18 protein-coding genes, 2 tRNA genes and 1 CRISPR repeat array are annotated in these 22,349 nt (G+C 68.7%); of the genes, 16 read left to right on the top strand and 4 right to left on the bottom strand.

Annotated elements, in window-relative coordinates:
• Positions 1-49: 49 nt before the first annotated feature.
• Genes WMK75_RS10765 through tsaD form a run of 4 tightly spaced genes read right to left on the bottom strand, consistent with a single transcriptional unit; the run spans position 50 to position 2,752 of the window.
• Entirely contained in the window at positions 50-475 is a 426-nt protein-coding gene (locus WMK75_RS10765; protein WP_347267679.1) for an EVE domain-containing protein, read from the bottom strand.
• On the bottom strand, positions 475-750 hold the full coding sequence (locus WMK75_RS10760; RefSeq protein ID WP_347267678.1) for a YciI family protein: 276 nt from the start codon (positions 748-750) through the stop codon (positions 475-477). Before WMK75_RS10760 ends, WMK75_RS10765 begins: the two co-directional genes overlap by 1 nt.
• A complete protein-coding gene (locus WMK75_RS10755) occupies positions 747-1,691 on the bottom strand; it encodes an NAD(P)H-dependent glycerol-3-phosphate dehydrogenase (RefSeq protein WP_347267677.1) in 945 nt (314 codons plus the stop codon). Before WMK75_RS10755 ends, WMK75_RS10760 begins: the two co-directional genes overlap by 4 nt.
• On the bottom strand, positions 1,688-2,752 hold the full coding sequence (gene tsaD / locus WMK75_RS10750) for a tRNA (adenosine(37)-N6)-threonylcarbamoyltransferase complex transferase subunit TsaD (RefSeq protein WP_347267676.1): 1,065 nt from the start codon (positions 2,750-2,752) through the stop codon (positions 1,688-1,690). Before tsaD ends, WMK75_RS10755 begins: the two co-directional genes overlap by 4 nt.
• 70 nt (positions 2,753-2,822) lie before the next feature.
• Between tsaD and WMK75_RS10745 the strand changes: the two genes are divergently transcribed.
• The 16 genes from WMK75_RS10745 to cas2e all read left to right on the top strand — a co-directional run bounded on the left by WMK75_RS10745 (position 2,823) and on the right by cas2e (position 20,120).
• Positions 2,823-3,545, top strand: a complete 723-nt coding sequence (locus tag WMK75_RS10745) for a uroporphyrinogen-III synthase (protein WP_347267675.1) — start codon at positions 2,823-2,825, stop codon at positions 3,543-3,545.
• A 93-nt stretch (positions 3,546-3,638) separates the two neighbouring features.
• Entirely contained in the window at positions 3,639-5,087 is a 1,449-nt protein-coding gene (locus tag WMK75_RS10740) for a hypothetical protein (protein ID WP_347267674.1), read from the top strand.
• Between the two features lie 10 nt (positions 5,088-5,097).
• Positions 5,098-6,789 carry a heme biosynthesis HemY N-terminal domain-containing protein gene (locus WMK75_RS10735; RefSeq protein ID WP_347267673.1) on the top strand — a complete coding sequence of 564 codons (1,692 nt, stop codon included), beginning with the start codon at positions 5,098-5,100 and terminating at the stop codon, positions 6,787-6,789.
• A gap of 51 nt (positions 6,790-6,840) precedes the next feature.
• A tRNA-Thr gene (locus WMK75_RS10730) sits at positions 6,841-6,916 on the top strand.
• 476 nt (positions 6,917-7,392) lie between these two features.
• Positions 7,393-7,593, top strand: a complete 201-nt coding sequence (locus tag WMK75_RS10725; protein ID WP_347267672.1) for a hypothetical protein — start codon at positions 7,393-7,395, stop codon at positions 7,591-7,593.
• A gap of 127 nt (positions 7,594-7,720) precedes the next feature.
• The gene (locus tag WMK75_RS10720; RefSeq protein ID WP_347267671.1) at positions 7,721-8,977 is read left to right on the top strand and encodes an aspartate kinase; all 1,257 of its coding nucleotides are present in this window, start codon (positions 7,721-7,723) and stop codon (positions 8,975-8,977) included.
• Between the two features lie 30 nt (positions 8,978-9,007).
• Positions 9,008-11,251: a phosphoenolpyruvate--protein phosphotransferase gene (ptsP, locus tag WMK75_RS10715; RefSeq protein ID WP_347267670.1), complete on the top strand. Its 2,244-nt coding sequence runs from the start codon at positions 9,008-9,010 to the stop codon at positions 11,249-11,251.
• A 53-nt stretch (positions 11,252-11,304) separates the two neighbouring features.
• Positions 11,305-11,390, top strand: a tRNA-Leu gene (locus WMK75_RS10710).
• A gap of 318 nt (positions 11,391-11,708) precedes the next feature.
• The gene (gene cas3, locus WMK75_RS10705; protein WP_347267669.1) at positions 11,709-14,198 is read left to right on the top strand and encodes a CRISPR-associated helicase Cas3'; all 2,490 of its coding nucleotides are present in this window, start codon (positions 11,709-11,711) and stop codon (positions 14,196-14,198) included.
• Between the two features lie 155 nt (positions 14,199-14,353).
• Positions 14,354-15,850, top strand: a complete 1,497-nt coding sequence (locus tag WMK75_RS10700) for a hypothetical protein (protein ID WP_347267668.1) — start codon at positions 14,354-14,356, stop codon at positions 15,848-15,850.
• Positions 15,843-16,370: a type I-E CRISPR-associated protein Cse2/CasB gene (locus WMK75_RS10695; protein WP_347267667.1), complete on the top strand. Its 528-nt coding sequence runs from the start codon at positions 15,843-15,845 to the stop codon at positions 16,368-16,370. Before WMK75_RS10700 ends, WMK75_RS10695 begins: the two co-directional genes overlap by 8 nt.
• Positions 16,363-17,496: a type I-E CRISPR-associated protein Cas7/Cse4/CasC gene (cas7e, locus tag WMK75_RS10690; protein ID WP_347267666.1), complete on the top strand. Its 1,134-nt coding sequence runs from the start codon at positions 16,363-16,365 to the stop codon at positions 17,494-17,496. Before WMK75_RS10695 ends, cas7e begins: the two co-directional genes overlap by 8 nt.
• Entirely contained in the window at positions 17,493-18,233 is a 741-nt protein-coding gene (cas5e, locus tag WMK75_RS10685; protein ID WP_347267665.1) for a type I-E CRISPR-associated protein Cas5/CasD, read from the top strand. The genes cas7e and cas5e overlap by 4 nt, the downstream gene beginning before the upstream one ends.
• Positions 18,230-18,952 (top strand): type I-E CRISPR-associated protein Cas6/Cse3/CasE, encoded by a 723-nt coding sequence (cas6e, locus tag WMK75_RS10680; RefSeq protein ID WP_347267664.1) that lies wholly within the window; start codon positions 18,230-18,232, stop codon positions 18,950-18,952. The genes cas5e and cas6e overlap by 4 nt, the downstream gene beginning before the upstream one ends.
• Positions 18,952-19,827 carry a type I-E CRISPR-associated endonuclease Cas1e gene (gene cas1e, locus WMK75_RS10675; RefSeq protein WP_347267663.1) on the top strand — a complete coding sequence of 292 codons (876 nt, stop codon included), beginning with the start codon at positions 18,952-18,954 and terminating at the stop codon, positions 19,825-19,827. The genes cas6e and cas1e overlap by 1 nt, the downstream gene beginning before the upstream one ends.
• Positions 19,827-20,120, top strand: coding sequence for a type I-E CRISPR-associated endoribonuclease Cas2e (gene cas2e, locus WMK75_RS10670; protein WP_347267662.1), 294 nt, complete (start codon positions 19,827-19,829; stop codon positions 20,118-20,120). Before cas1e ends, cas2e begins: the two co-directional genes overlap by 1 nt.
• Positions 20,121-20,184: 64 nt before the next feature.
• A CRISPR array of direct repeats spans positions 20,185-22,348; the repeat unit is 29 nt; unit sequence GGCTCCCCCGCACCCGCGGGGATAGACCC.
• Position 22,349 lies beyond the last annotated feature (1 nt).

Raw genomic sequence — 22,349 nt, 5'->3', positions numbered from 1 at the left:
TCCTTATGCCGTTGCGGCGCTGCGGACGGCGGCCCGGCAGCCTGCCGTCTCAGATGTCGCGGGTGCCGCCCGCAAGCTCGAGGATCACGTCCCATTCCGCCTGCGACACCGGCTGCACGGACAGGCGCGAATTGGTGACCAGCACCATGGCGGCCAGACGCGGATCGGCCTTGGCCTGCTCCAGCGACACCGGGCGGTTCAGCCGCGCCACGGCGCGGATGTCCACGCATTCCCATTTCGGATCGGCGGCGGTGGAATCGGGATGCGCCTCGGCCAGGACCTCGCAGATGCCGACGATTTCCTTGCCGATGTTGGAATGGTAAAAGAAGCCGTGCTCGCCCTTTTTCATCGCGCGCATGTTGTTGCGCGCCTGATAGTTGCGCACGCCGTCCCATTCCTCGCCCGCGGCGCCTTTTGCGATCAGCTCGTCCAGGCCGAAGACATCGGGCTCGGACTTGAACAGCCAGAGTGCCATCAGCCGATGACCTTCTTCCATTCGATCACCTCGACCGAGGCGAAAAGCCCGGCCGCCTTGTAGGGGTCGCCGGCCGCCCAGGCCTGCGCCGCGGCCAGATCCCCGGCCTCGACCACCAGAAGCGAGCCGCGCATCTCGCCCTGCTCGATCAGCGGCCCGGCCAGTTTCAGCCCGGGCTGCGCCTTGAGAAAGGCCAGATGCGCCTCGCGCGTGTCGAGACGGGTTTGCAGCTTGCCGGCATGGTCGCGGCAGATCACGGCGAAAAGGGGCATCATTCCTCCTTGAGCGGACGGTTGAGCAGGATGTCGAGCGCTTGTTCCATGCCGATGCGGCCCTCGGCAAGGCCCGCGACCAGATTCGAGATCGGCAGCTCCAGCCCGATGCGCGCCGCCAGCGCGCTGACGGCGCGGGCGGTGGCGGCGCCCTCGACGGTGGTATCGCTGCCGAAGGTCTGGCCCGATCCCAGCGCCAGCCCGTAGCTGAAGTTGCGCGACTGTTCCGAGGTGCAGGTCAGCACCAGATCGCCCAGTCCGGAAAGGCCGGAGAGGGTCTCGGGACGTGCGCCCAGCCTTGTCGCCAGGCGCAGCATCTCGGCAAAGCCGCGGGTGATGATGCTGGCGCGCGCGCTGTCGCCGTAACCCGCGCCGATGGCGGCGCCGGCGGCGATGGCGATGACGTTCTTCAGCGCCCCGCCCAGTTCCGCGCCGGTCACGTCGCTGCTGCGGTAAAGCCGCAGCGCGCCGGTGGACAGCTGGCGCTGCAGCGCCTCGGCGGCGCGGGCGTCCTCGCAGGCCAGCGTCAGCGCCGTCGGCAGGCCGCGGGCGATGTCGCGGGCAAAGCTGGGCCCGGTCAGCACCGCGACGGTGGCCGCGGGGCAGGCGGCGCGGATCAGCGCCGATGGCCCGGTCAGCGTCGCAAGGTCGATGCCCTTGGCGCAGCTGATCAGATTGCGGCCGTCCAGCAGCGCGGCGTGTTCGGCCAGAAAGCGGCCCAGCACCTGCGCCGGCAGCGCCATGAGCACGGTCTCGGCCGCGCAATCCTGCAGCCGCTCGCTGACCTGCAGGCCAGCCGGCAGGCGCACCCCCGGCAGGCGCGGGTTGATGCGCCCGCTGCGCCAGCCGACGTTGCGGCCCCACAGCGTGACCGGGCCCTTGGCGGCCAGGACCACGGCCAGGGCGGTGCCGAAGGCCCCGGCTCCGATGACGGCGACACTCATGCCTTTGCTCCTCGTTTTCCGGCGCCCAGCATCGGCGCGGCCCTGTGGTCCAGCGGCCAGCGCGGCCGGGCGGCAAGATCCATGCCGTCGCGGTGGCCGGTGCGATAGGTCTCGATCCCGGCCCAGGCGATCATCGCTGCATTGTCGGTGCAAAGCCGCAGGGGCGGCGCCAGAAGCCTTGCGCCCTGGGCGTCCGCCACCGCCTGCAGCGCCGTGCGCAGGCTGCGATTCGCCGCCACGCCGCCGGCCACCGCCAGCACCGGCACGGGTGCCAGGGCCAGGGCGCGGCGGGTCTTTTCGGCCAGCACCTCGGCCACTGCGGCCTGAAAGCCCGCGCAAAGATCGGCGCGGTCCTGTTCGTGCAGCCCGCCCTGCGCCGCCACCAGTTCGTCGCGCTGGCGCAGCACCGCGGTCTTCAGCCCCGAGAAACTCAGATCGCATCCCGGCCGGTCCAGCAGCGGCCGCGGCAGGGCAAAGCGGCGCGCGTCGCCCGCGGCGGCGGCCACCTCGACCGCGGGGCCGCCGGGCTGGGGCAGGCCCAGAAGCTTGGCCACCTTGTCGAAAGCCTCGCCCGGGGCGTCGTCGATGGTGCCGCCAAGCCGGGTGAAGTCGTCCGGCCCGGCGACCGACAGGAACTGGCAATGCCCGCCCGAAACCAGCAGCATCAGATAGGGAAAGCCGACGCCGTCGGTCAGCCGCGGGGTCAGCGCATGGCCGGCGAGGTGATTGACCCCGACCAGCGGCAGCCCGCTGCCCGCCGCCAGCCCCTTGGCCAGCATGACCCCCGAAAGCACGCCGCCGATCAGCCCCGGCCCGGCGGTGACCGCGATCCCGTCCATCTGCTCAAGGCGCAGCCCGGCCTCGGCCAGCGCCGCCTCGACGCAGCCATCCAGCCTTTCGGCATGGGCGCGGGCGGCGATTTCCGGCACCACGCCGCCGAAATCGGCATGCAGCTGCGCCTGCCCGGCCACGACCGAGGCGAGGATACGGCGATCCCCGGTGACGACGGCGGCGGCGCTGTCGTCGCAACTGCTCTCGATGCCAAGAAAGGTCAGTGCCATGCTTGTCCTTGTTCCCGCGCCAATCCCGGCCTAGGCATGGGTGACGTAACATCTTGCACGGGCGAATGCCATGCCACCGATCCCCGACCCCGTCCTGCTGCTGACCCGGCCCGAGGCGGCGGCGCGGCGTTTCGCCGCGGAGCCGGCGCTGGCGAGGCTGGCGGTCATCGTCTCGCCGGTGCTGCGCATCGTGCCCGTGGCGCATGACGCGGCGCGGATCGCGGCGGCGCGCGGCCTGGTGCTGACCTCGGTCAATGCGGTGCCGGCGGCCGGGGCGGGGCGCGGCCGGCCGGCGATCTGCGTCGGTCCCGCCACCGCCGAGGCAGCGCGCGCCGCGGGCTTTGCCGTGACCGAGGGGCCCGGCGACGCCGCGCGCATGCTGCCCTTGCTGCGCGATCTGGACGAGGGCTGGCTGCATCCGCACGGGGCGCATGTCGCCAAGGTGCTGCCGGTGCCGGGCATGGTCGTCTATGACCAGCAGCCCGTGGCGCTGAACGCGGCGGCGCGAGCGGCGCTGGCGGGCGCGGCGCCGGTGATCCTGCCGCTGTTCTCGCCGCGCTCGGCGTTGCTGCTGGCCGGGCAGGCGGCAGGGGCGCGCGCGCCGCTGTGGCTGGCGCCGATCAGCGCCGCGGCGGCGGCGGCCTGGCAGGGGGCGGCCTGGCACGGGGCCGCGGCGCGGCTCGTCACTGCCGCGACGCCGGATGCGGCGGGGGTGCTTGCCGCGGTGCTGGCGCTTCTGCAGGGTGAACATTCGGCTTGCGGGCGGGTTGAGGCGCAGCGCCGGGCCGATTAGACTGCGCGGCAAGCTAGCAGCAATCGCGGCAGCCGGGGCCGGACCAACCCGGTCGGCCAGAACGGCAACTGCCCAAGGGAGCGGGGAAGAATCGTGAAAGAGCCAGAGACCAAATCCAGCGATGCGACGGCAAACCCCGGAAAGGACGACCGCAAGAAGGCGGCTTCCGGTCCGGTGATCGACAGCCGCCCGGTCAGCTCTGGCGGCAGCGCCGGCGCCGCCACCCCCGAGCCCAAACCCCAGGTCGAATCGACCTTGGTCGGGGATGGCAGCGGCCCGGGCGCCGCGGCGGCGAAATCGCCGGCCGCAGGTGCCCCGGCGGCCGAATCGGCTGCGCCGGCCAAGCCCGCGGAAACCGCGAAGCCTGCGCCCGCCACCCCGCCGTCAGCCGCGAAACCCGCCGCCGAAAAGCCCGAGACCCGCGTGGTCGAGGTGCGCCGCGGCGGCTTTGCCCCGACCTTCCTGGGCGGCGTGGTCGCGGCCGGCCTGGGCGCCGCCGGCGCCTGGTGGGCGATCCCGCATCTGCCGCCTGCCTGGCAGCCCGGCGTGGCCGAGGCGCCGGTCTCGGAGGCGCAGCTCGAGGCGGCGCGCAGCGCCGCGACCGAGGCTGCGACCGCTGCCGCCCGCAGCGAGGTCGCGGCCCAGGCCGACACATTCGCCAGCCGTGCCGCCGAGGCCGGGGCCGATGCCGCGCGCCAGGCGCTGGCCGGTGCCGGCGAGGGCGAGAAGGCGCTGGCCGACAAGCTGGCGGCGCTGGCAAAGACCGTGGCCGAGATCGGCGCGCGCCCGGTCGCGGCGCCCATCGTCTCGGGCGAGAACAGCGAGGGGCTGCAGTCGGTGCTGAACGAGCTGACCGCGCGGCTGAGCGCGCAGCAGCAGCGCCTGGACGAGCTGTCCGCGCGCCCGGCCGTCGATCCCGGCGCCGAGCAGAGGATGCAGGAATTCGCCGCCCAGGCCGAGGCCGTGCAGCAGCAGGTCACCGCCGCTGCCGATGAGGCCAAGCAGCGCCTTGCCGCCGCCGAGGCCCAGGCGCAGTCGCTGGCCGACAGCGCCGAAAGCGCCAACCGGCGCGCGCAGGCGGCCACCGCCGCCGCGGCGCTGCAGGCCGCGCTGAAATCCGGGGGGGCGCGCGACCAGGCGCTGGCCGCGCTGGCCGCGGCTGGCGTCGAGCCGCCGGCGGCGCTGACCGGCGACGTGCCGACGCTGGACCAGCTGCGCGGCGATTTCCCCGCCGCCAACCGCGAGGCCCTGGCTGCGGCGCTGAAGGCAGCGCCCGAGACCGGCGTGATGGACAGGCTCGGCAATTTCCTGCGCGTGCAGACCGGCGCGCGTTCGGTCGAGCCGCGCGAGGGCGAGGATGCCGATGCGGTGCTGTCGCGCGCCAATGCGGCGCTGGATCTGGGCAATGTCCAGGGCGCGCTCGATCAGATCGCGACCCTGCCGCCGGCCGCACAAGAGGCGATGTCGGCCTGGACCGCCCGCGCCCGCAGCTGGGTCGATGCCAATGCCGCGCTGGCCGCCCTGGCCGCCGGCAGCATGTAGGGGGTAGACCATGCTGCTTTCGGCTCTGAAAATCCTGATCTTCTTTGCGATCGTGCTGGCGGCGACCCTGGGCGCGCTGCAGCTTGCCGAGACCGGGCACGAGCTGCGCCTGGTCTTTGGCGGCGTCGAATATTCGCTGGGCCCGGTGCAGGCGTTGATCGCGCTGGCAGTGCTGGTGGTTGCCGGCTGGCTGGCGTTGCGCCTGGTCGGGTTGCTGGTCGCCTTCATCCGCTTCCTGCTGGGCGACGAGACCGCGATCACCCGCCATTTCGCCCGCTCGCGCGAGCGCAAGGGCTATGAGGCGCTCACGGAGGGCATGCTGGCCGTGGCCTCGGGCGAGGCGCGGCTGGCGCAGGACAAGGCCGCGCGGGCGGCCAGGCTGCTGGACAAGCCCCATGTCACCAACCTTCTGGCCGCGCAGGCCGCCGAGATCGCCGGCGACCGGGCCAAGGCCGCCGAGGTCTATCGCCTGCTGCTGGCCGACGATCGCACGCGCTTTGTCGGCGTGCGCGGGCTGATGCGGCAGAAGCTGGCCGATGGCGATGTCGCCACGGCGCTGAAACTGGCGGAAAAGGCCTATGCGCTGAAGCCCCGGCATGTCGAGGTGCAGGACACGCTGCTGGAACTGCAGACCCGCCAGGGCGACTGGACGGGCGCGCGCGCCGTGCTCAAGGACAAGCGCAAGCAGGGGCAGCTGCCCAAGGACGTGCACACCCGCCGCGACGCGGTGCTGGCGCTGAAGGAGGCCTCGGAGATTCTGGCCGAAGGCAGCTCGATCAGCGCGCGCGAGGCCGCGATCTCGGCCAACCGCGCCAGCCCGGACCTGATCCCGGCGGCGGTGCTGGCGGCGCGCAGCTACATCGAGCAGAAGGACGCCCGCAACGCCGCGCGCGTGCTGCAAAAGACCTGGAGCGTGCGGCCGCATCCCTCGCTGGCCGCGACCTATGCCGAGATCGTGCCGGACGAACAGCCGGCCGCGCGGCTGCGCCGCTTCGAGGATCTGATGCGGCAGAACCCGACGCATGAGGAGACCCGGCTGCTGCGCGCCGAGCTGATGCTGGCGGCCGAGGATTTTCCCGGCGCCCGGCGCGCGCTGGGCGATCTGGCGGAACTGCATCCGACCGTGCGATCGCTGTCGATCCTGGCTGCGGTCGAGCGCGGCGAGGGCTCTGGCGACGCGGTGGTACGCGGCATCCTGGCCCGGGCCCTGGCCGCAAGCCGCGGCCCGCAATGGGTCTGCGACAAGTGCCACAACGTCATGGCGGACTGGGCGCCGGTCTGCGACAGCTGCGGCGGCTTTGACACGCTGACCTGGCGCGAGCCCGACAGCGCCGCCTGGAGCGCCGGTGCCCCGAACGGCGCCGAAATGCTGCCGCTGCTGGTCGGAGCGGGACCCGCAGCCGCGACCAAGGCCGCGCCGGGATCCGCGCCGCAGCCCGCCGCTGCGGCCGCGCCCGAGCCCGAGATCGAGGTGGCAGATGTCTCGCCCGGGATGGTGCCGCGCGAATCGGACTATCGCCGCCGCCCGGCATCTGCCGCGCATGCGCCCGAGCCGGCGGTGACGCTGACCGATCCCGTGCCCGATGCCGCGATCGAGATCGAGATGCCGCCGGCGCCCGCTGCCGGCCCGCGCTTTCCGCCGGTGCGCCCCGATGTCGAACCGCCCGAGGCCGAGGCCGCCAGCGCGGGGAAAAAGCACTGATCCCCCTTTTCGCCCGCGCCGGAACCTGCTATCCGGCGCGGCACAAGACGTGCCGCAGTAGCTCAGCTGGTAGAGCAACGCATTCGTAATGCGTGGGTCGGGGGTTCGAGTCCCTTCTGCGGCACCATTTCCCCCCCCTGAATCAGAAATCCGGCTCTTGCGTCAAGCGACGATTCCTGCGAGCCGTCCCGGGGGCCGGCGTGGCCTCGCTGGCGACTCTTTTCCAGGGTGGCTGACACTCCCGTTGCTTTTTTGCGTTCCAGCGCTGCCTGGGCGAGGTCGCATGGGCAATCCGCGCCGCGCATGTGGCCAGGCAAGGGTCGACCATCTGACCTGCCGGGCGAATTCGGCGCCGCGCGGGCATTTGACGGCGCGCGGTGCCCGACAGCCATAGGCCCGGCCACGCCGACTTTATGCGGCCGACGCCGCCCGGTTCTGCCGGTATCCGGGGCGGCAGCGGGGGTGGCGGCACCGCCTCTGTCCAAAAAGCCAGCATGACTTTTCCAGCGGTTGCGCGATCCTGTGGTTGTGGGGCGCCCGGCGTTTTTCAGGGCGTCGCACCCGTCTGTTGCAAGTCGTTTTGAAGAGTGTGCGAGGTTTTCCATGAGCGCCTGGTGGAGCGTCTCCGTCTGTATCAATCGCGTGCTCTGCGGAACGCAATCCGAACCCCTTTGTTCACGCGTCTATCGCCAGCCGCCGTCATTGTGGCGCAGCCTGTTCATGGCGGCGATGGACCGCGCCTTTGCCGAGACCGCGCATTGCGAGCAGATCCACAGCCGCTGGCAGGTGCGGCGTGACCCCTGAACCGGCGCTGCCGGCGAGGCTTTCGCGGCGGCAGAGCCGGGGTTTTCGCGCCTGGCTGCCGCCGCCCCTTGTCATTCCTGCGCGCCGCCCCTAGAAGGCGCCCCGGAAACTGCTGGGGGGCAAGGGAATGCCGCTTCTGGTGATGAAATTCGGCGGCACCTCGGTGGCCGACCTGGACCGCATCAAGAATGCAGCGCTGAAGGTTCAGCGCGAAGTCGAACGCGGCTATGACGTCATCGTCATCGTCAGCGCCATGTCTGGCAAGACCAACGAACTGGTGGGCTGGGTCGAGGCGACCTCGCCGCTGTTCGACGCGCGCGAATACGACGCCGTGGTGTCCTCGGGCGAGAATGTCACCGCCGGGCTGATGGCGCTGACGCTGCAGGAAATGGGCGTGCCGGCGCGCAGCTGGCAGGGCTGGCAGGTGCCGATCCACACCACCTCGCAGCATTCGGCGGCGCGATTCGTCGATATTCCGCGCGAGAACATCGACCGCAAGTTCGCCGAGGGCATGAAGGTCGCGGTGGTCGCGGGCTTTCAGGGCCTGGGTAACGACAGTCGCATCACCACGCTGGGGCGCGGCGGTTCGGACACCACCGCGGTGGCCTTTGCCGCCGCCTTCGGTGCCGAGCGCTGCGACATCTATACCGATGTGGACGGCATCTATACCACCGATCCGCGCATCACCTCGAAGGCGCGCAAGCTGCACCGCATCGCCTTCGAGGAAATGCTGGAACTGGCCAGCCTGGGCGCCAAGGTGCTGCAGACCCGTTCGGTCGAACTGGCGATGCGCTTCAAGGTCCGCCTGCGGGTGCTGAGCTCGTTCGAGGATACCGACGAGAACTCTGGCACCCTGGTCTGCGATGAGGATGAAATCATGGAATCGAAAGTCGTCAACGGCGTCGCCCATTCGCGCGAGGAAGCCAAGATCACCCTGGTCACCGTCGAGGACAAGCCGGGCATCTCGGCCGCGATCTTCGCGCCGCTGGCCGATGCCGGGGTGAACGTGGACATGATCGTGCAGAACATCTCGGAGCGGAACTACGAGAACCACCCCGGCGCCGTCACCGACATGACCTTTTCCTGCCCGGTGAACCAGGTCGCGCGCGCGAGGAAGGCCATGGAGGACGCCAAGGCCACCGGGCTGATCGCCTATGACGATCTGGTGGTCGATACCGAGGTCGCCAAGGTCTCGGTGGTGGGCATCGGCATGCGCAGCCACGCCGGCGTCGCAGCGCATATGTTCAAGGCCCTGGCCGACGAGAACATCAACATCAAGGTCATCTCCACCAGCGAGATCAAGATTTCCGTGCTGATCGACCGCAAATATATGGAACTTGCGGTGCAGGCGCTGCATGATGCCTTTGACCTGGATCAGGGCTGAGAACGCCCGGGCTGGCCAAAGCGGAGGATCATGCCGGAGCGTAAGGACAGCGATTCGCGCAAGCTGCTGAGGCGGCTGCGCGAGACCTTGGCCGCGCCCGGCAACGGCCAGGCACGTCTGGACCAGATTACCCATCACATCGCCGATTCGATGGGCACGCAGGTCTGCTCGATCTATCTGTTCCGCGACCCCGAGACGCTGGAGCTTTGCGCGACCGAGGGGCTGCGGCCCGCCTCGGTGCACAAGACCCGCCTGCGGCTGGGCGAGGGGCTGGTGGGCCGCGTCGCCCGCTCGGGCTGGCCGGTGAACACCGCCAATGCCCCGGCCGAGCCGGGCTTCCGCTTCATGCCCGAGACCGGCGAGGAGGTCTTTCCCAGCTTCCTTGGCGTGCCGATCCAGCGCGTCGGCGAAAGGCTGGGCGTGCTGGTGGTGCAGTCGCGCGAATCGCGGCTGTTTTCCGAGGACGAGATCTATGGGCTTGAGGTCGTCGCCATGGTGCTGGCCGAGATGGCCGAGCTTGGCGCCTTTCTGGGCATGTCCTCGGACAATATGCCGCTGGCGCACCGCTTTCCGCTGGTATTCCGCGGCGGCAGCGGCCAGGAGGGCGCGGCCGAGGGCCGGGTCTGGCTGCATGAGCCGCGGGTGGTGATCACCAATCCGGTCGCCGACGATCCGCTGCGCGAGAAGGCGCGGCTGACCGAGGGCGTGGCCATGCTGCGCAGCAGTGTCGATTCCATGCTGGAAGGCACCGATGTCGGCGCGGGCGATTCCGCCGAGATCATGGAGACCTACCGCATGTTCGCGCATTCGCGCAGCTGGCTGCGGCGCATGGAGGAGGCGATCGACCTGGGGTTGTCCGCCGAGGCTGCGGTCGAAAAGGAACAGAGCCAGGCGCGCGCCCGGCTGGAAAGCGCCGCCGACCCCTATCTGCGCGACCGGCTGCACGATCTGGACGATCTGGCGAACCGGCTGCTGCGCATCCTGACCGGGCAGGGGCGCGACACCGGCGCCGAGATGCCCGAGAACCCGATCCTGGTGGCGCGCAACATCGGGCCGGCCGAACTGCTGGATTATGGCCGCAAGCTGAAGGGCGTCGTGCTGGAGGAGGGCTCGGTCGGCAGCCATGCCGCGATCGTGGCACGGGCGCTGGCCATCCCGCTGGTCATCCACGCCGACCGCATCACCGCCGAGGCACTGAACGGCGACCAGATCCTGGTCGATGGCGACATGGGCACCGTGCATCTGCGGCCCGAGGAAACCGTCGCCCGCGCCTTTCGCGAAAAGATCGCCATGCTGGCCGAGGCGCAGAAGCGCTATGCCGGGCTGCGCGACCTGCCGGCCACCGGCCGATGCGGCACCACCATCCGGCTTTACATGAACGCCGGGCTGCTGGCCGACCTGCCCAGTCTCGAAAGCTCGGGCGCCGAGGGGGTCGGGCTGTTTCGCACCGAGCTGCAGTTCCTGACCCGCACCAAGGTGCCGCGGCGTGGCGAGCTGGCGGCGCTTTATGCCCGGGTGCTGGACAATGCCCAGGGCCGGCCGGTGATGTTTCGCACCCTCGACATCGGCTCGGACAAGGTGCTGCCCTACATGAAGCCGCAGGACGAGCCGAACCCGGCCATGGGCTGGCGGGCGATCCGGGTCGGGCTCGACAAGCGCGGCGTGCTGCGCATGCAGCTGCAGGCGCTGATCCGCGCCGCCGTCGGCCGGCCGCTTTATGTCATGTTCCCCTTCGTCACCGTGATGGAGGAATTCGAGGAGGCGCACCGCCTGCTGATGGAGCAGCTGGCGCGCGAGCAGCGCCTGGGCCATGCCATGCCCTCGGACATCCGCGTGGGCGCCATGCTGGAAACGCCCTCGCTGGCCTTCGCGCCGGCGAAATTCTTCCAGATGTGCGACTTCATCTCGGTGGGCGGCAATGACCTGAAGCAGTTCTTCTTCGCCGCCGACCGCGAGAACGAGCGCGTACGCCGGCGCTATGACATGCTGGATTCCTCGTTCCTGACGCTGCTTTTGCAGATCGTGCGCCGCTGCGACGAGGCGCGGGTGCCGCTGTCCTTCTGCGGCGAGGATGCCGGCCGGCCGATCGAGGCCGTCACCATCGCCGCGCTGGGTTTCCGGCGGCTGTCCATGCGCCCGGCCTCGATCGGGCCGGTCAAGCACCTGATCCGGCGCGTGGACCTGAGCGCGCTGCGCGGGCTGATCGACGCGGCCTGTGCCGCCGGCGAGACGAACCTGCGCCGCGAGATCACCGAGTGGCTGGCCCGGCAATAGCCGCGCAACGCCCACTTGCCAAGCATCCGGCCAGCCGCTAGCCAGTTTCCGGCGCGGGCGTGGCGGAATGGTAGACGCATGGGACTTAAACTCCCTTGGGCGCAAGCCCGTGCGGGTTCAAGTCCCGCCGCCCGCACCAACATTTCCGAAACGTATAAGTAAAATCATAGACTTATGAGAAGGTGAACTTCTTCAGTCCACCCTGCAGCCCACCTTTTGGCGGTCGCTTGACCGCTCGTCAGGGTGCGACATGCGCGACGCGAATCTGGGCGCCCGTGGCAGGTGAGATTGCCGAGATCGAAGGTGGAGCGGACCCGAGGTCACCGAAATCCTGCGCAGTCCGCCTGCGGGCATGTCTATTCAATTTTGATCTGGCCCACCAGATGTCGGGACTGGATACTTGGCTGTGACTTATGAGGCTAGCCGACCAACAGCAGATAATCGGGGACGTTTGGGAATGCATGATCGCGCATGGGGAAAAATCGATCTTTTGACCGGTGAAAGTCACCATCTCATTCATCACAGTGCGGATGTTGCCGCAGTCCTTCACGCCTTGCTGCTCCTGCCCGCCTTCAGGCTACGTGCCGAGCGCGCGGCTGGTGCCGTCCTGTCGGATGAGACCGTGACCTGCCTTGCGGCACTGGCGTTTCTGCATGACGTCGGCAAGCTTGCCCCGGCGTTTCAGGCCAAGGGCTGGCCGACGGGGCATGGCGTCACCCCAAGGGATCACCTGCGCTGTGGCTGGCGTTGGCTTGAAATGGGAGAACCGGAAAGCACTCTGGCCGGTCACGCGGTGCATTTGGGTAACTGGCCGGCTATCGAGCAATGGTTTCCGGTGCTGTTCGCGCATCACGGAAAACCGGTCCCGCCGCCGGAAGAAATCTGGGCGCGCGCCGCGTTTCAAGATAGCGGCGGCTATAGCTGGAAACTGGCTGAGAAGCAGATGGGCGAGGCCATGATGGCATGGTTTCCCGCGATCGCCCACGCGCAGCCCCCGGCCCTATCACCGCGTTTTGCCCATCATTTTGCGGGCCTGCTGGCGCTTGCGGACTGGATCGGCTCGGACCGGACGGCATTCCCCTTTGTCGCTGAATTCGACCCCGGATATTTTGGTAAGGCACAGCAGATCGCGCGTGAGCGCCTAGCCACCATCGGGCTGGACGCGCGCGGCCGCGGGTTGCGTGGTGCCCCTGATTGGGCACTACTTTCAGATCATCCCGACCCACGACCGGCCCAGTTGCAACTGTCCAAGATTGCGACAGAGGAAACGCTTGTCATCCTCGAGGCCGAAACCGGCGCTGGTAAGACCGAGGCCGCACTTTGGCGCTTTGCGCAGCTTTATCGCGCGGGGCTGGTGGACAGCCTGTATTTCGCCGTGCCGACCCGGGCGGCAGCGCGGCAGTTGCAAGGTCGCGTTAATTCCGCATTGAAGCGCCTGTTTGCCGATCCCGCCCCCGAAGCCGTGCTGGCCATCCCGGGCCAGATGCTGGCGGGCGAGGCACAGGGCATCCGTCTGCCGGGCTTTGAAACGCGCTGGGATGACGGCGACAATGCCTCTCGTTGGGCGGCCGAACATGCGACCCGCTATCTGGCGGCGCAGATTGCTGTCGGCACCGTCGATCAGGCAATGATGGCGGCGCTGCAGATCAAACATGCCCATATGCGCGGTGCGATGCTGTCACGTTCACTGCTGGTGATCGACGAGGTGCATGCCTCGGACAGCTGGATGACCAGCATCCAGCAGGAACTGGTGGCGTCGCATCGCGCGCTTGGCGGCCATGCCCTGCTGATGTCGGCGACACTGGGCGCGGCGGCGCGGGCGGCATGGCTAGGGAAGCCTTTGCCCGAACCGGATGCGGCTGCGCGCGCCCCTTATCCCGCCGTCTGGACGCCCTCGGCCTGTCATCCGGTGGCTGGCGATGACCGGCAGAAACGGGTCCAGATGCAGGCCGAAGCGCGCTGGTCAGGACAGGACGCGGCGCAGCTCGCACTTGAGGCGGCGCAGCAGGGCGCGCGCGTGCTGGTGATCCGCAACACCGTGGATCGTGCACGCGACACCTGGCGCGCCTGCGTCGATGCCGCGCCGGATCTGGTGTTTTCTCTGGCCGGCGTCCCGACCCTGCATCACAGCCGCTTCGCCGCCGAGGACCGCGCGCGCCTCGATCGCCGGGTCGAGGAAGTGCTGGGCAAGGACTCTCCGAACGAGGGCGTGGTCGTGATCGGCACGCAGACGCTGGAGCAATCGCTGGACATCGACGCCGATCTGCTGATTACCGACCTTGCGCCGATAGACGTGCTGCTGCAACGCATCGGCCGCCTGCACCGGCACACGCGCAACCGGCCTACGGGTTTCGTACAGTCGCGAGCGGTCGTTTTGACCCCGCCACAAGGCTTGGGCCCGTTGACGCAAGTGCCGGAGAACGGCTTGGGCGCACTGGCCCGCGCGGCATCGCTATCGGGTGTCTATACCGATGTTCCAGGACTGGCCGCGACCCTACAGGCGATCAGACAGGAACCGCTTTGGGTCATTCCCGACATGAACCGTCGTTTGGTCGAGGCCGCCACCCATCCGCTGCACCTGCGAGAAATTGCCGCTGCGAACGATTGGGAAAGCTATTGGCGGCGCATGACCGGCAAGGCGCTGGCCGAAACGCAGGGTGCGGCGCTGGTCATTCTGGATCGCAGCGTGGAGTTTCCCAAATGCTTCCCCTCGGATGAGGCTATCCGCACCCGATTGGGTGAAGAAGGGGTGATCCTGACCCTGCCCGAACCTGTTCCCGGCCCCTTCGGTCAGCCGGTCCGGCGCTTTGCCCTTCCGGTGCATTGGTCGCACGGGCTATCTGGCGATGAGGCAGCCAGCACAGCGACTGTTGACGGGCTGACGGTCCAGGTCGGCGACAGACAGTTTCTCTATGCGGCCGACGGACTGGCGCGAGAAAGTGCTTGAAATCGCTCGGCCCAAAAGCCGAGGATGCCGAAAGTGATTGCTTGAGGTCATTTCATGTCTCATTTCGCGACCGCCCCGATTGACGGCTGTCTGCGCAGGGTTGGCCCCAGGCCCTGTTGCTCGAACCAGCTTTTCACCCACGCACGGGGAATCCTTTGAAACACGACCTTCTACACGATCCGCTGATCGGAACGAATGGCGGTATGTTCAGCCTGCCGGAACTGCTGACGGAACTGGCGGCGGGCCGGGTCGCGAGCTTCCCCGCCCTGCGCCCACATCAGCGCCCGGCCTGGCACATGTTTCTGGTGCAGCTTGCCACCATGGCGCTGCGCCGGGCGGGGCAAGGCGTCATCCCCGAGGATACCGCGACATGGCGCGACGCCCTGCGCAGCCTGACGCCAGACTTTCCCGATGATGCGCCCTGGCACCTGATCGTGGACAAGCCCACCCAGCCGGGCTTCATGCAGCCGCCGGACCCCGGTGGGCTGAAATGGTCCGAGGTCGCCACGCCCGATGCGCTGGACATGATCATCACCTCACGCAACCATGACCTGAAGGGCCAGATCGCCGCCGAGGCCGCGCCGCAGGACTGGATCTTTGCACTGGTCAGCCTGCAGACGATGGAGGGGTTTGGCGGCGCAGGGAACTACGGCACGGCACGGATGAATGGCGGCTCGTCATCGCGCGCGATGCTGACGCTGGCCCCGGCCGAGCCGGGTGGTCAGGTTGTCGATCCCTCAGCCTGGTGGCGGCGCGATGTCACGCGGCTGCTGGCCAGGGGCGACACGGCCGAGGGGCACATGCTGCTGTGGTGCCAGCCCTGGCCCGAGGGCCACGCTCTGACGCTGGACCAGTTGGCGCCGCAATTCATTGAGATCTGCCGCCGGGTGCGATTGCGGGATGGGTTGCGCGCGATCCGCACCACCTCCAAGGCCGCGCGGATCGACGCCAAGGAGGCCAAGGGCATGACCGGCGATCCTTGGGCGCCGATCCATATCGCCGAGGCCAAAGCGCTGACTCTGGGCGAACGCGACTGGACCTATCGGTTGATCTGCGATCTGTTTTACGGCGGCGACTGGGCTGTGCCCGAACTGGCCAAGGCCAGCGAGGATGAGCAGGCCGATCAGATGCTGCTGATCGCCGAAGCCTTCGCCCGGGGAAACTCCAAGACAGACGGCTTCAAGTCGCGGGTGATCACCGTGCCCAAGGCAGCGCAGCGCATAATGTTCAGTGTGAAAGCGGTTGAATTGGCGGAGGACCAGATCAAGCTGATCGCGGATTGCGATCTGGCCCTGCGCAACGGGCTGGCCTTGATCAGCGCCGAAGGGGCGCGCGAGAAGCTTGGCAAGTCGCATTACGCCCGCACCACCGCCGCCCGAGATGCCCTGCAACGCCGCGCCGATGCGCTGTTCTTTCCGGCGTTGTGGAACAAACTGGCCGCCGGTTCCGAAGATGGCCGCGTCGCCGTGCAGGTGTGCCTGATGCGCGTGCTTGCCGCCGCCACCCGGGCCGAATTTCATCGCGCCGCCTCCGCCATTCCCTGCGCCTCGATCATGCGGCCGCGGGCCGAGGCGCGCGGCCTGGCCGCCCTGAACCGCGGGCTGGCCGCGATCTTCATGGCGGCCGACATCAAGGAGGTCGAACATGTCTGAACCCGCCAATGAGGTCGGAAGCCGCGCCTGTGCCATCGCCGCCGCTCTGGCCGCGGCAGGTGCTGGCGAACGCGCCGCCGCCCGCCGCATGGGATCCGAGGGCAGCGCGCTGTTCTGGCGCATGGTTGCCCGCCACAAGATCTCCCGCCGCGATGAGGAAAGCTGGCGGCGCATTACGCAGCTTCTGGCGCTGCTGACGCCCTCAAGCGCCACCGAAACCCGGCATCAGGCGGGCCATCGCTTTGGCGCCGTGTTGGCAGATGGCGGGGCGGAAAACGCGCGGCTGGAACAGCCCGCCTTGTCCGAGCAGCGCCTTGCTCGGCTTCTGGCTGCGCGCGGACCAGCACGGCTGGATGCCATCGAACGTGCCGTGCGCGCCCTGGCCCGCCAACAGCCCCGCATCGACGCCCCCAGCCTGGCCTGGGCCGTGTTGCGTGAGGATGGCCGCGACATTGCGCGTGATTATTACAACCGGCTTGACCGCCGCACCGAACAAAACCCCGAGGATGCCGATGCCTGACCCCCGTTTCCTGCAGATCCATTTTTTTGCGCCCTACACCGCCGCGCTTTTGAACCGCGATGATGCCGGGCTGGCCAAACGACTGCCTTATGGCGGGAAACTGCGCACGCGGGTCAGCTCGCAATGCTTGAAACGTCATTGGCGGCTGGCGGATGATCCACATGCGCTGGACCGGATCAATGGCGCGGATGCCGCTTACCGCTCGCGCGAGATCGTTGAGCGCAAGGTCTTCGGCGACTGGGCCGAAGACGTCGATACCGAGATCGCCAAAGAAATCAAGGACGCGCTGCTGAAGGTAGTCTATGGCGACAAGGGCACCGAAAAGAAATCGCGCCAGACCCTGCTTTTGGGTGAGGTCGAGATTGCCTATCTGACACAGGCTGCCAAGGATCTGGCTGCGCAGGCGAATGGCAATCGCAAGGCGGCCAAGGAACTGGCGGCTGAGTGGCTGAAGGTCCACAAGGCCAATCTCAAGGCACTGAGCGAAGGTTCAAACCTGCCCGGCGGCCTGATCGGGGCACTGTTCGGGCGCATGGTCACCTCGGACCCGCGCGCCAATATCGACGCGGCGGTGCATGTGGCCCACGCCTTCACCGTCCATGCCGAAGAGGCCGAGAGCGACTATTTCATCGCCGCCGACGATCTCGCACGAGATGAGGACACCGGCGCCGACACCATTCAGGAGACCGAGCTGACCTCGGGGCTGTTCTATGGCTATGTCGTGGTGGACTTGCCGGCGCTGATCGGCAACCTGGGCGGCGACCGCACCCTTGCAGGCGAGGTGTTGCACAATCTGATCTATCTGATCGCCGAGGTCTCGCCGGGGGCGAAGCTCGGCTCGACCGCCCCCTACAGCCGCGCCTCATTCCTGCTGCTGGAGTCGGGCGACCGGCAGCCGCGCTCTCTGGCCGAGGCGTTCCGCATCCCGACCGCGCCCGAGACCTCGCAGGCCGTCGCGGCGCTGGCTGAGCATCTGACGGCGCTGGATCAGGCCTATGCCACCGGCGAGGACCGCCGCCTGATGTCGCTGGTGAACCGCGACATCCCCGGCGCGACCCGTGGCACGCTGGCCGAACTGGCCGGGTTTGCGGGCGCTCTGGCCGAAGCCGTGCAGATCCCGGCATGAGCAACCGCTGGCTGCACCTGCGCCTTGCCGCGCCGCTTATGGCATTTGGCGGGGTGGCGATTGACCATGTGGGGGTGACGCGCGAGTTCCCCTCGGCCTCGGCATTGACCGGGCTGCTGGCCAATGCGCTTGGCTGGCACCGCCACCAAGGGGCCGAGCATCAGGCATTGCAGGATCGTCTGGTCTTTGCCGCGCTTTCGGTCTTGCCCGAGGGCGGCAGCGCACCTTGGATCATCACCGACAACCAGAATGCGCGCCTTTACGAGGATGAACCGGGCTGGACGACATCGGACAGTCCTGAGCGTCGAAACAAGGGACCTTCCTATTCTAACGCCCCGCTTGGCCAGCAATTTGGCAATCAGGCTGGCCGCAAGTGGATCACACACCGCCGCCGCCGTGACTATCTGGCCGATCACGAGACTCGCGTAGTCCTGCGCCTGAAGGCCGCTCAGGGGCAGTCACTTGAGGATCTGGCGCAGGCGCTCGACCGGCCCGCGCGCCCCCTGTTCATCGGGCGCAAGCCCTGCATCCCCTCGGGGCGATTGTTTCAGGGCTGGGTTCAGGGCGATTCTGCCCATGACGCCCTGCGTGCGCTTGGTATGACCGGACAGGCGCTCTGGCCGGACGAAGGCCAGCCCCATCCCGGCGCGCTGCGGCTGGACATTCCCGATACGCGCAATTGGATCAGCGGGCTGCATGGCGGCGCGCGCATCGTCTGGCAGGGTATGATCGCATGAGCCTGCACCTGGTCGAATTGCCACTGTCGCTGCCGGCACTGAACCGCTGGGCCGGCCCGCGCAGTTTCAGCCGCGGCGTCTTTGACGAGGGGCTGGCGCTGCATCATCTGCTGGGCGAGGTCTTTGGCCCCGCCGCGCTGCAACCCTTTCGCCTGATGGTGGCGCCCCGCACCCAGCAGGGCACGGTTTACGCCTATGCCAGCCGCCCGGCTGCCGAGTTGCGAAGGGATGCACAAGCCGTCCTCGGCCCCGCGCATGCCGATGTCGTGACACTCGAGGCTCTGCGCTCGCTGCCGCGCCCGGCCGAGGGTTGGCGGGAAGGTCAGCGGCTCGGTTTCGATGTCAGGCTGCGCCCGGTGGTGCGGCTTGCTAAGGCCGCCGGGGGCTTTGCCAAGGGCGCCGAGATCGACGCATTTCTGGCCGAGGCCCTGCGCAGCGATGCCCCTCGCGCGCGTGAAGCCGTCTATCTGGACTGGCTGGCGCAGCGCCTTGCCCCCGCCGCCCGGCTTGACCCCGACGCCAGCCGCCTGCACGCCTTCCAGCGCAGCACCGTCACCCGTAACGGACGCAGGCTGGAGGGACCCGAGGTGATCATCCACGGCACCCTGACCATCACCGATACGGCAGCCTTTGGCAATCTACTGGCCCGCGGCATCGGCCGGCACCGCAGCTATGGCTTTGGCATGTTGCTGCTGCGTCCGCCGCAAAGGGCTGGCTGATGCTGAAGGGACGCCTTGGGCTGGACAGCGCGAAAGTGCCTCACGCCGACCGCACCGGTTGTCTGTATCTGGCCCGTGGCGCCCTGACCGCGCGGGACGGCACGCTGGCCTTCCTGCAGGGCGCGCCCGGACCCGCCGATGCGCTTACGGCGGGCGATTATGCGATCCCGCTGCAAGGCGTGTCGATGATCCTGCTCGGCCCCGGCTCGACAGTCAGCCATGGTGCGCTGCGGCTTCTGGCCCATGCACGCACGGCCTTGGCCGCGGTGGGCGAGGATGGTGTGCGTATGTATACCGCGCCTCCCATCATGCCCGACCGCTCGGGGCTGGCGCGGGTGCAGGCGCGGATCTGGGCGGATGAGGAACTGCGCCTGATGACCGCGCGCCGCATGTATGCCCTGCGTCTGGGCGAGGTGCTACCCCATCGCGACCTGAATGTGCTGCGCGGGATCGAGGGCGCGCGGATGAAGGAAACCTATGCGCTTTGGGCGCAGCGCATCGGCATCGAATGGCAGGGTCGGCGCTATGACCGGCAGAACCCGCTGGCCGCCGACCTGGCCAATCAGGCACTAAACCACGCCTCCAGCGCGGTCGAGGCCGCCGCCGCCATCGCCGTCACCGCAACCGCGACCATCCCGCAATTGGGCTTCATCCACGAAGACCCCGGGCAGTCCTTTGTCCTTGACGTGGCTGACCTCTACCGCGCCCGCATCACCATCCCCTGCGCCTTCAAGGCCGCCCGCGAAGTTCTGGCCGCGCCCGCTGAAAACATCGAGCGCATGACCCGCCGCCTGACCGGCCGCGCGATCTCGGAGGAGGGACTGATCCCCGACATGATCGAGCGCATCAAGGCCCTGATCGAGGGCCGCGACTGATGCCCCTGACGATGATCGTGACCCGCGATGTCGAGGCACGCTATCGCGGCTTCCTGACCTCGGTAATGCTGGAAGTTTCTCCGGGCGTATACGTTGCCCCGGACATGAGCGCGGCGGTGCGCACGCGCGTCTGGGAGGTCGTGTCGGACTGGTGGCAGACACTTGGGCGGGGGGCGCTGGTCATGGTCTGGCGGGACAAGGCGTCAGTCGGCCATCTTCGGATCGAGACCTTGGGCGATCCACCCAAGGATATCGTGGACGCGGACGGCATTTTGCTCGTAAAGCGAAAGTGAACGACCGTTCACTCGCCACCATGCTTTTTGACAATCGAATATTTTTAGGGCATTACACGCAAGAGGCTCCCCCGCACCCGCGGGGATAGACCCGCGGCCGGCGGTCATGTTCGCGCCGGTTGTGGGGCTCCCCCGCACCCGCGGGGATAGACCCCTTCCATGTCCGACGAAAGGCCCGCATAGGACGGCTCCCCCGCACCCGCGGGGATAGACCCCGGCCGGTTGCCTATTGGTTCCATGACGGCCAGGCTCCCCCGCACCCGCGGGGATAGACCCGTGGCCATTCTGGTCGTCGGGGCGCCGTCGCCGGCTCCCCCGCACCCGCGGGGATAGACCCATTTATACTCCGCAGACTTCATGCCGCTCGAAGGCTCCCCCGCACCCGCGGGGATAGACCCGTCCGAACTGTCGGCAAACGCGCGCATTCACTGGCTCCCCCGCACCCGCGGGGATAGACCCTTCGAAGTGTGGATGTTCCGGGGCGGCAACAGGGCTCCCCCGCACCCGCGGGGATAGACCCACGTCGGCATGCTCCGGCGAGCGCATATAGGTGGCTCCCCCGCACCCGCGGGGATAGACCCCGCAGACCAGCGGCGCAACCTCGATGAACTTCGGCTCCCCCGCACCCGCGGGGATAGACCCCGCACGGCGGCGAGTGGCGCGAGTGGCAGGTAGGCTCCCCCGCACCCGCGGGGATAGACCCCGCGCGACCCTCGGCCGTGATCTCGTCCCACAGGCTCCCCCGCACCCGCGGGGATAGACCCGCAGGCTCTTTGCCGCCGCACGAATTGACTGAGGCTCCCCCGCACCCGCGGGGATAGACCCTTCCAGACCGGATTTGACAAAGGGCTGATGCTGGCTCCCCCGCACCCGCGGGGATAGACCCCTTGCAGGCGCAGGTGTTTGGCATCGGGAAGGGGCTCCCCCGCACCCGCGGGGATAGACCCGTGAGCAACCTTGCGCGCGAAATGAAGATCACGGCTCCCCCGCACCCGCGGGGATAGACCCCAGATGCGACCATCGCAAGGAGTGATGGAGGAGGCTCCCCCGCACCCGCGGGGATAGACCGTTTGAGACGACCGCGACCGGGTTTAGGGAAGCGGCTCCCCCGCACCCGCGGGGATAGACCCGCTTTCGCCCGCTCGACAATGCCAAGGTGTTTGGCTCCCCCGCACCCGCGGGGATAGACCCGTGGCGAAGCGCCTTCATCGCGCGCGAAAAGGGGCTCCCCCGCACCCGCGGGGATAGACCCCAGTCCACCGCCAGATTGCGGAAGTGGTCTGCGGCTCCCCCGCACCCGCGGGGATAGACCCCAGTCGCTGCGCCTGCGGCTGAGGTTCTTTCAGGCTCCCCCGCACCCGCGGGGATAGACCCGCGGCAGCGGTGCTGCCCCGCGATGCGTGGCTGGCTCCCCCGCACCCGCGGGGATAGACCCACTGCGCCTGACGGCCGACATTCCCAAGCCGGGGCTCCCCCGCACCCGCGGGGATAGACCCAGATCGCGGTCATCGGTTGGCGTGGCGCTGGCGGCTCCCCCGCACCCGCGGGGATAGACCCAGATCAAGCTGGAAGGCGAGGCGCGGATGGCCGGCTCCCCCGCACCCGCGGGGATAGACCCCTTGGCACACGCGGCGCGACGGTCCATGTCGAGGCTCCCCCGCACCCGCGGGGATAGACCCATCGCGTCCTATGTGCTGGACGGCGACCTGTCGGCTCCCCCGCACCCGCGGGGATAGACCCTTCGCCTCATTGCGCCCGCCGATCGCCGCCAAGGCTCCCCCGCACCCGCGGGGATAGACCCCTTGGCCCCAGCTTCGCGCGCGGTGCCAGCAAGGCTCCCCCGCACCCGCGGGGATAGACCCGACGCCGGCGTCACCACCTCGACCAATATCGCGGCTCCCCCGCACCCGCGGGGATAGACCCAAGGTTTGGGACAGCAGCAACTATCGCACGGCGGCTCCCCCGCACCCGCGGGGATAGACCCGATAGCCGCGCCGGCTTCGGCCTCAGTCACCTGGCTCCCCCGCACCCGCGGGGATAGACCCACCACGTCAGACAAGCGATTGAAACATGATCCGGCTCCCCCGCACCCGCGGGGATAGACCCGGCGCGGGAAGCTGCGGCGACTGAAAAGCTGTGGCTCCCCCGCACCCGCGGGGATAGACCCCTTGAAGTGAACCGGTGGGCGCCAACACTGCGGGCTCCCCCGCACCCGCGGGGATAGACCCG

Source organism: Paracoccus sp. (in: a-proteobacteria) (assembly GCF_039808215.1).
Lineage (GTDB): Bacteria > Pseudomonadota > Alphaproteobacteria > Rhodobacterales > Rhodobacteraceae > Paracoccus.
This window is presented reverse-complemented; position numbering and strand designations above follow the sequence as displayed.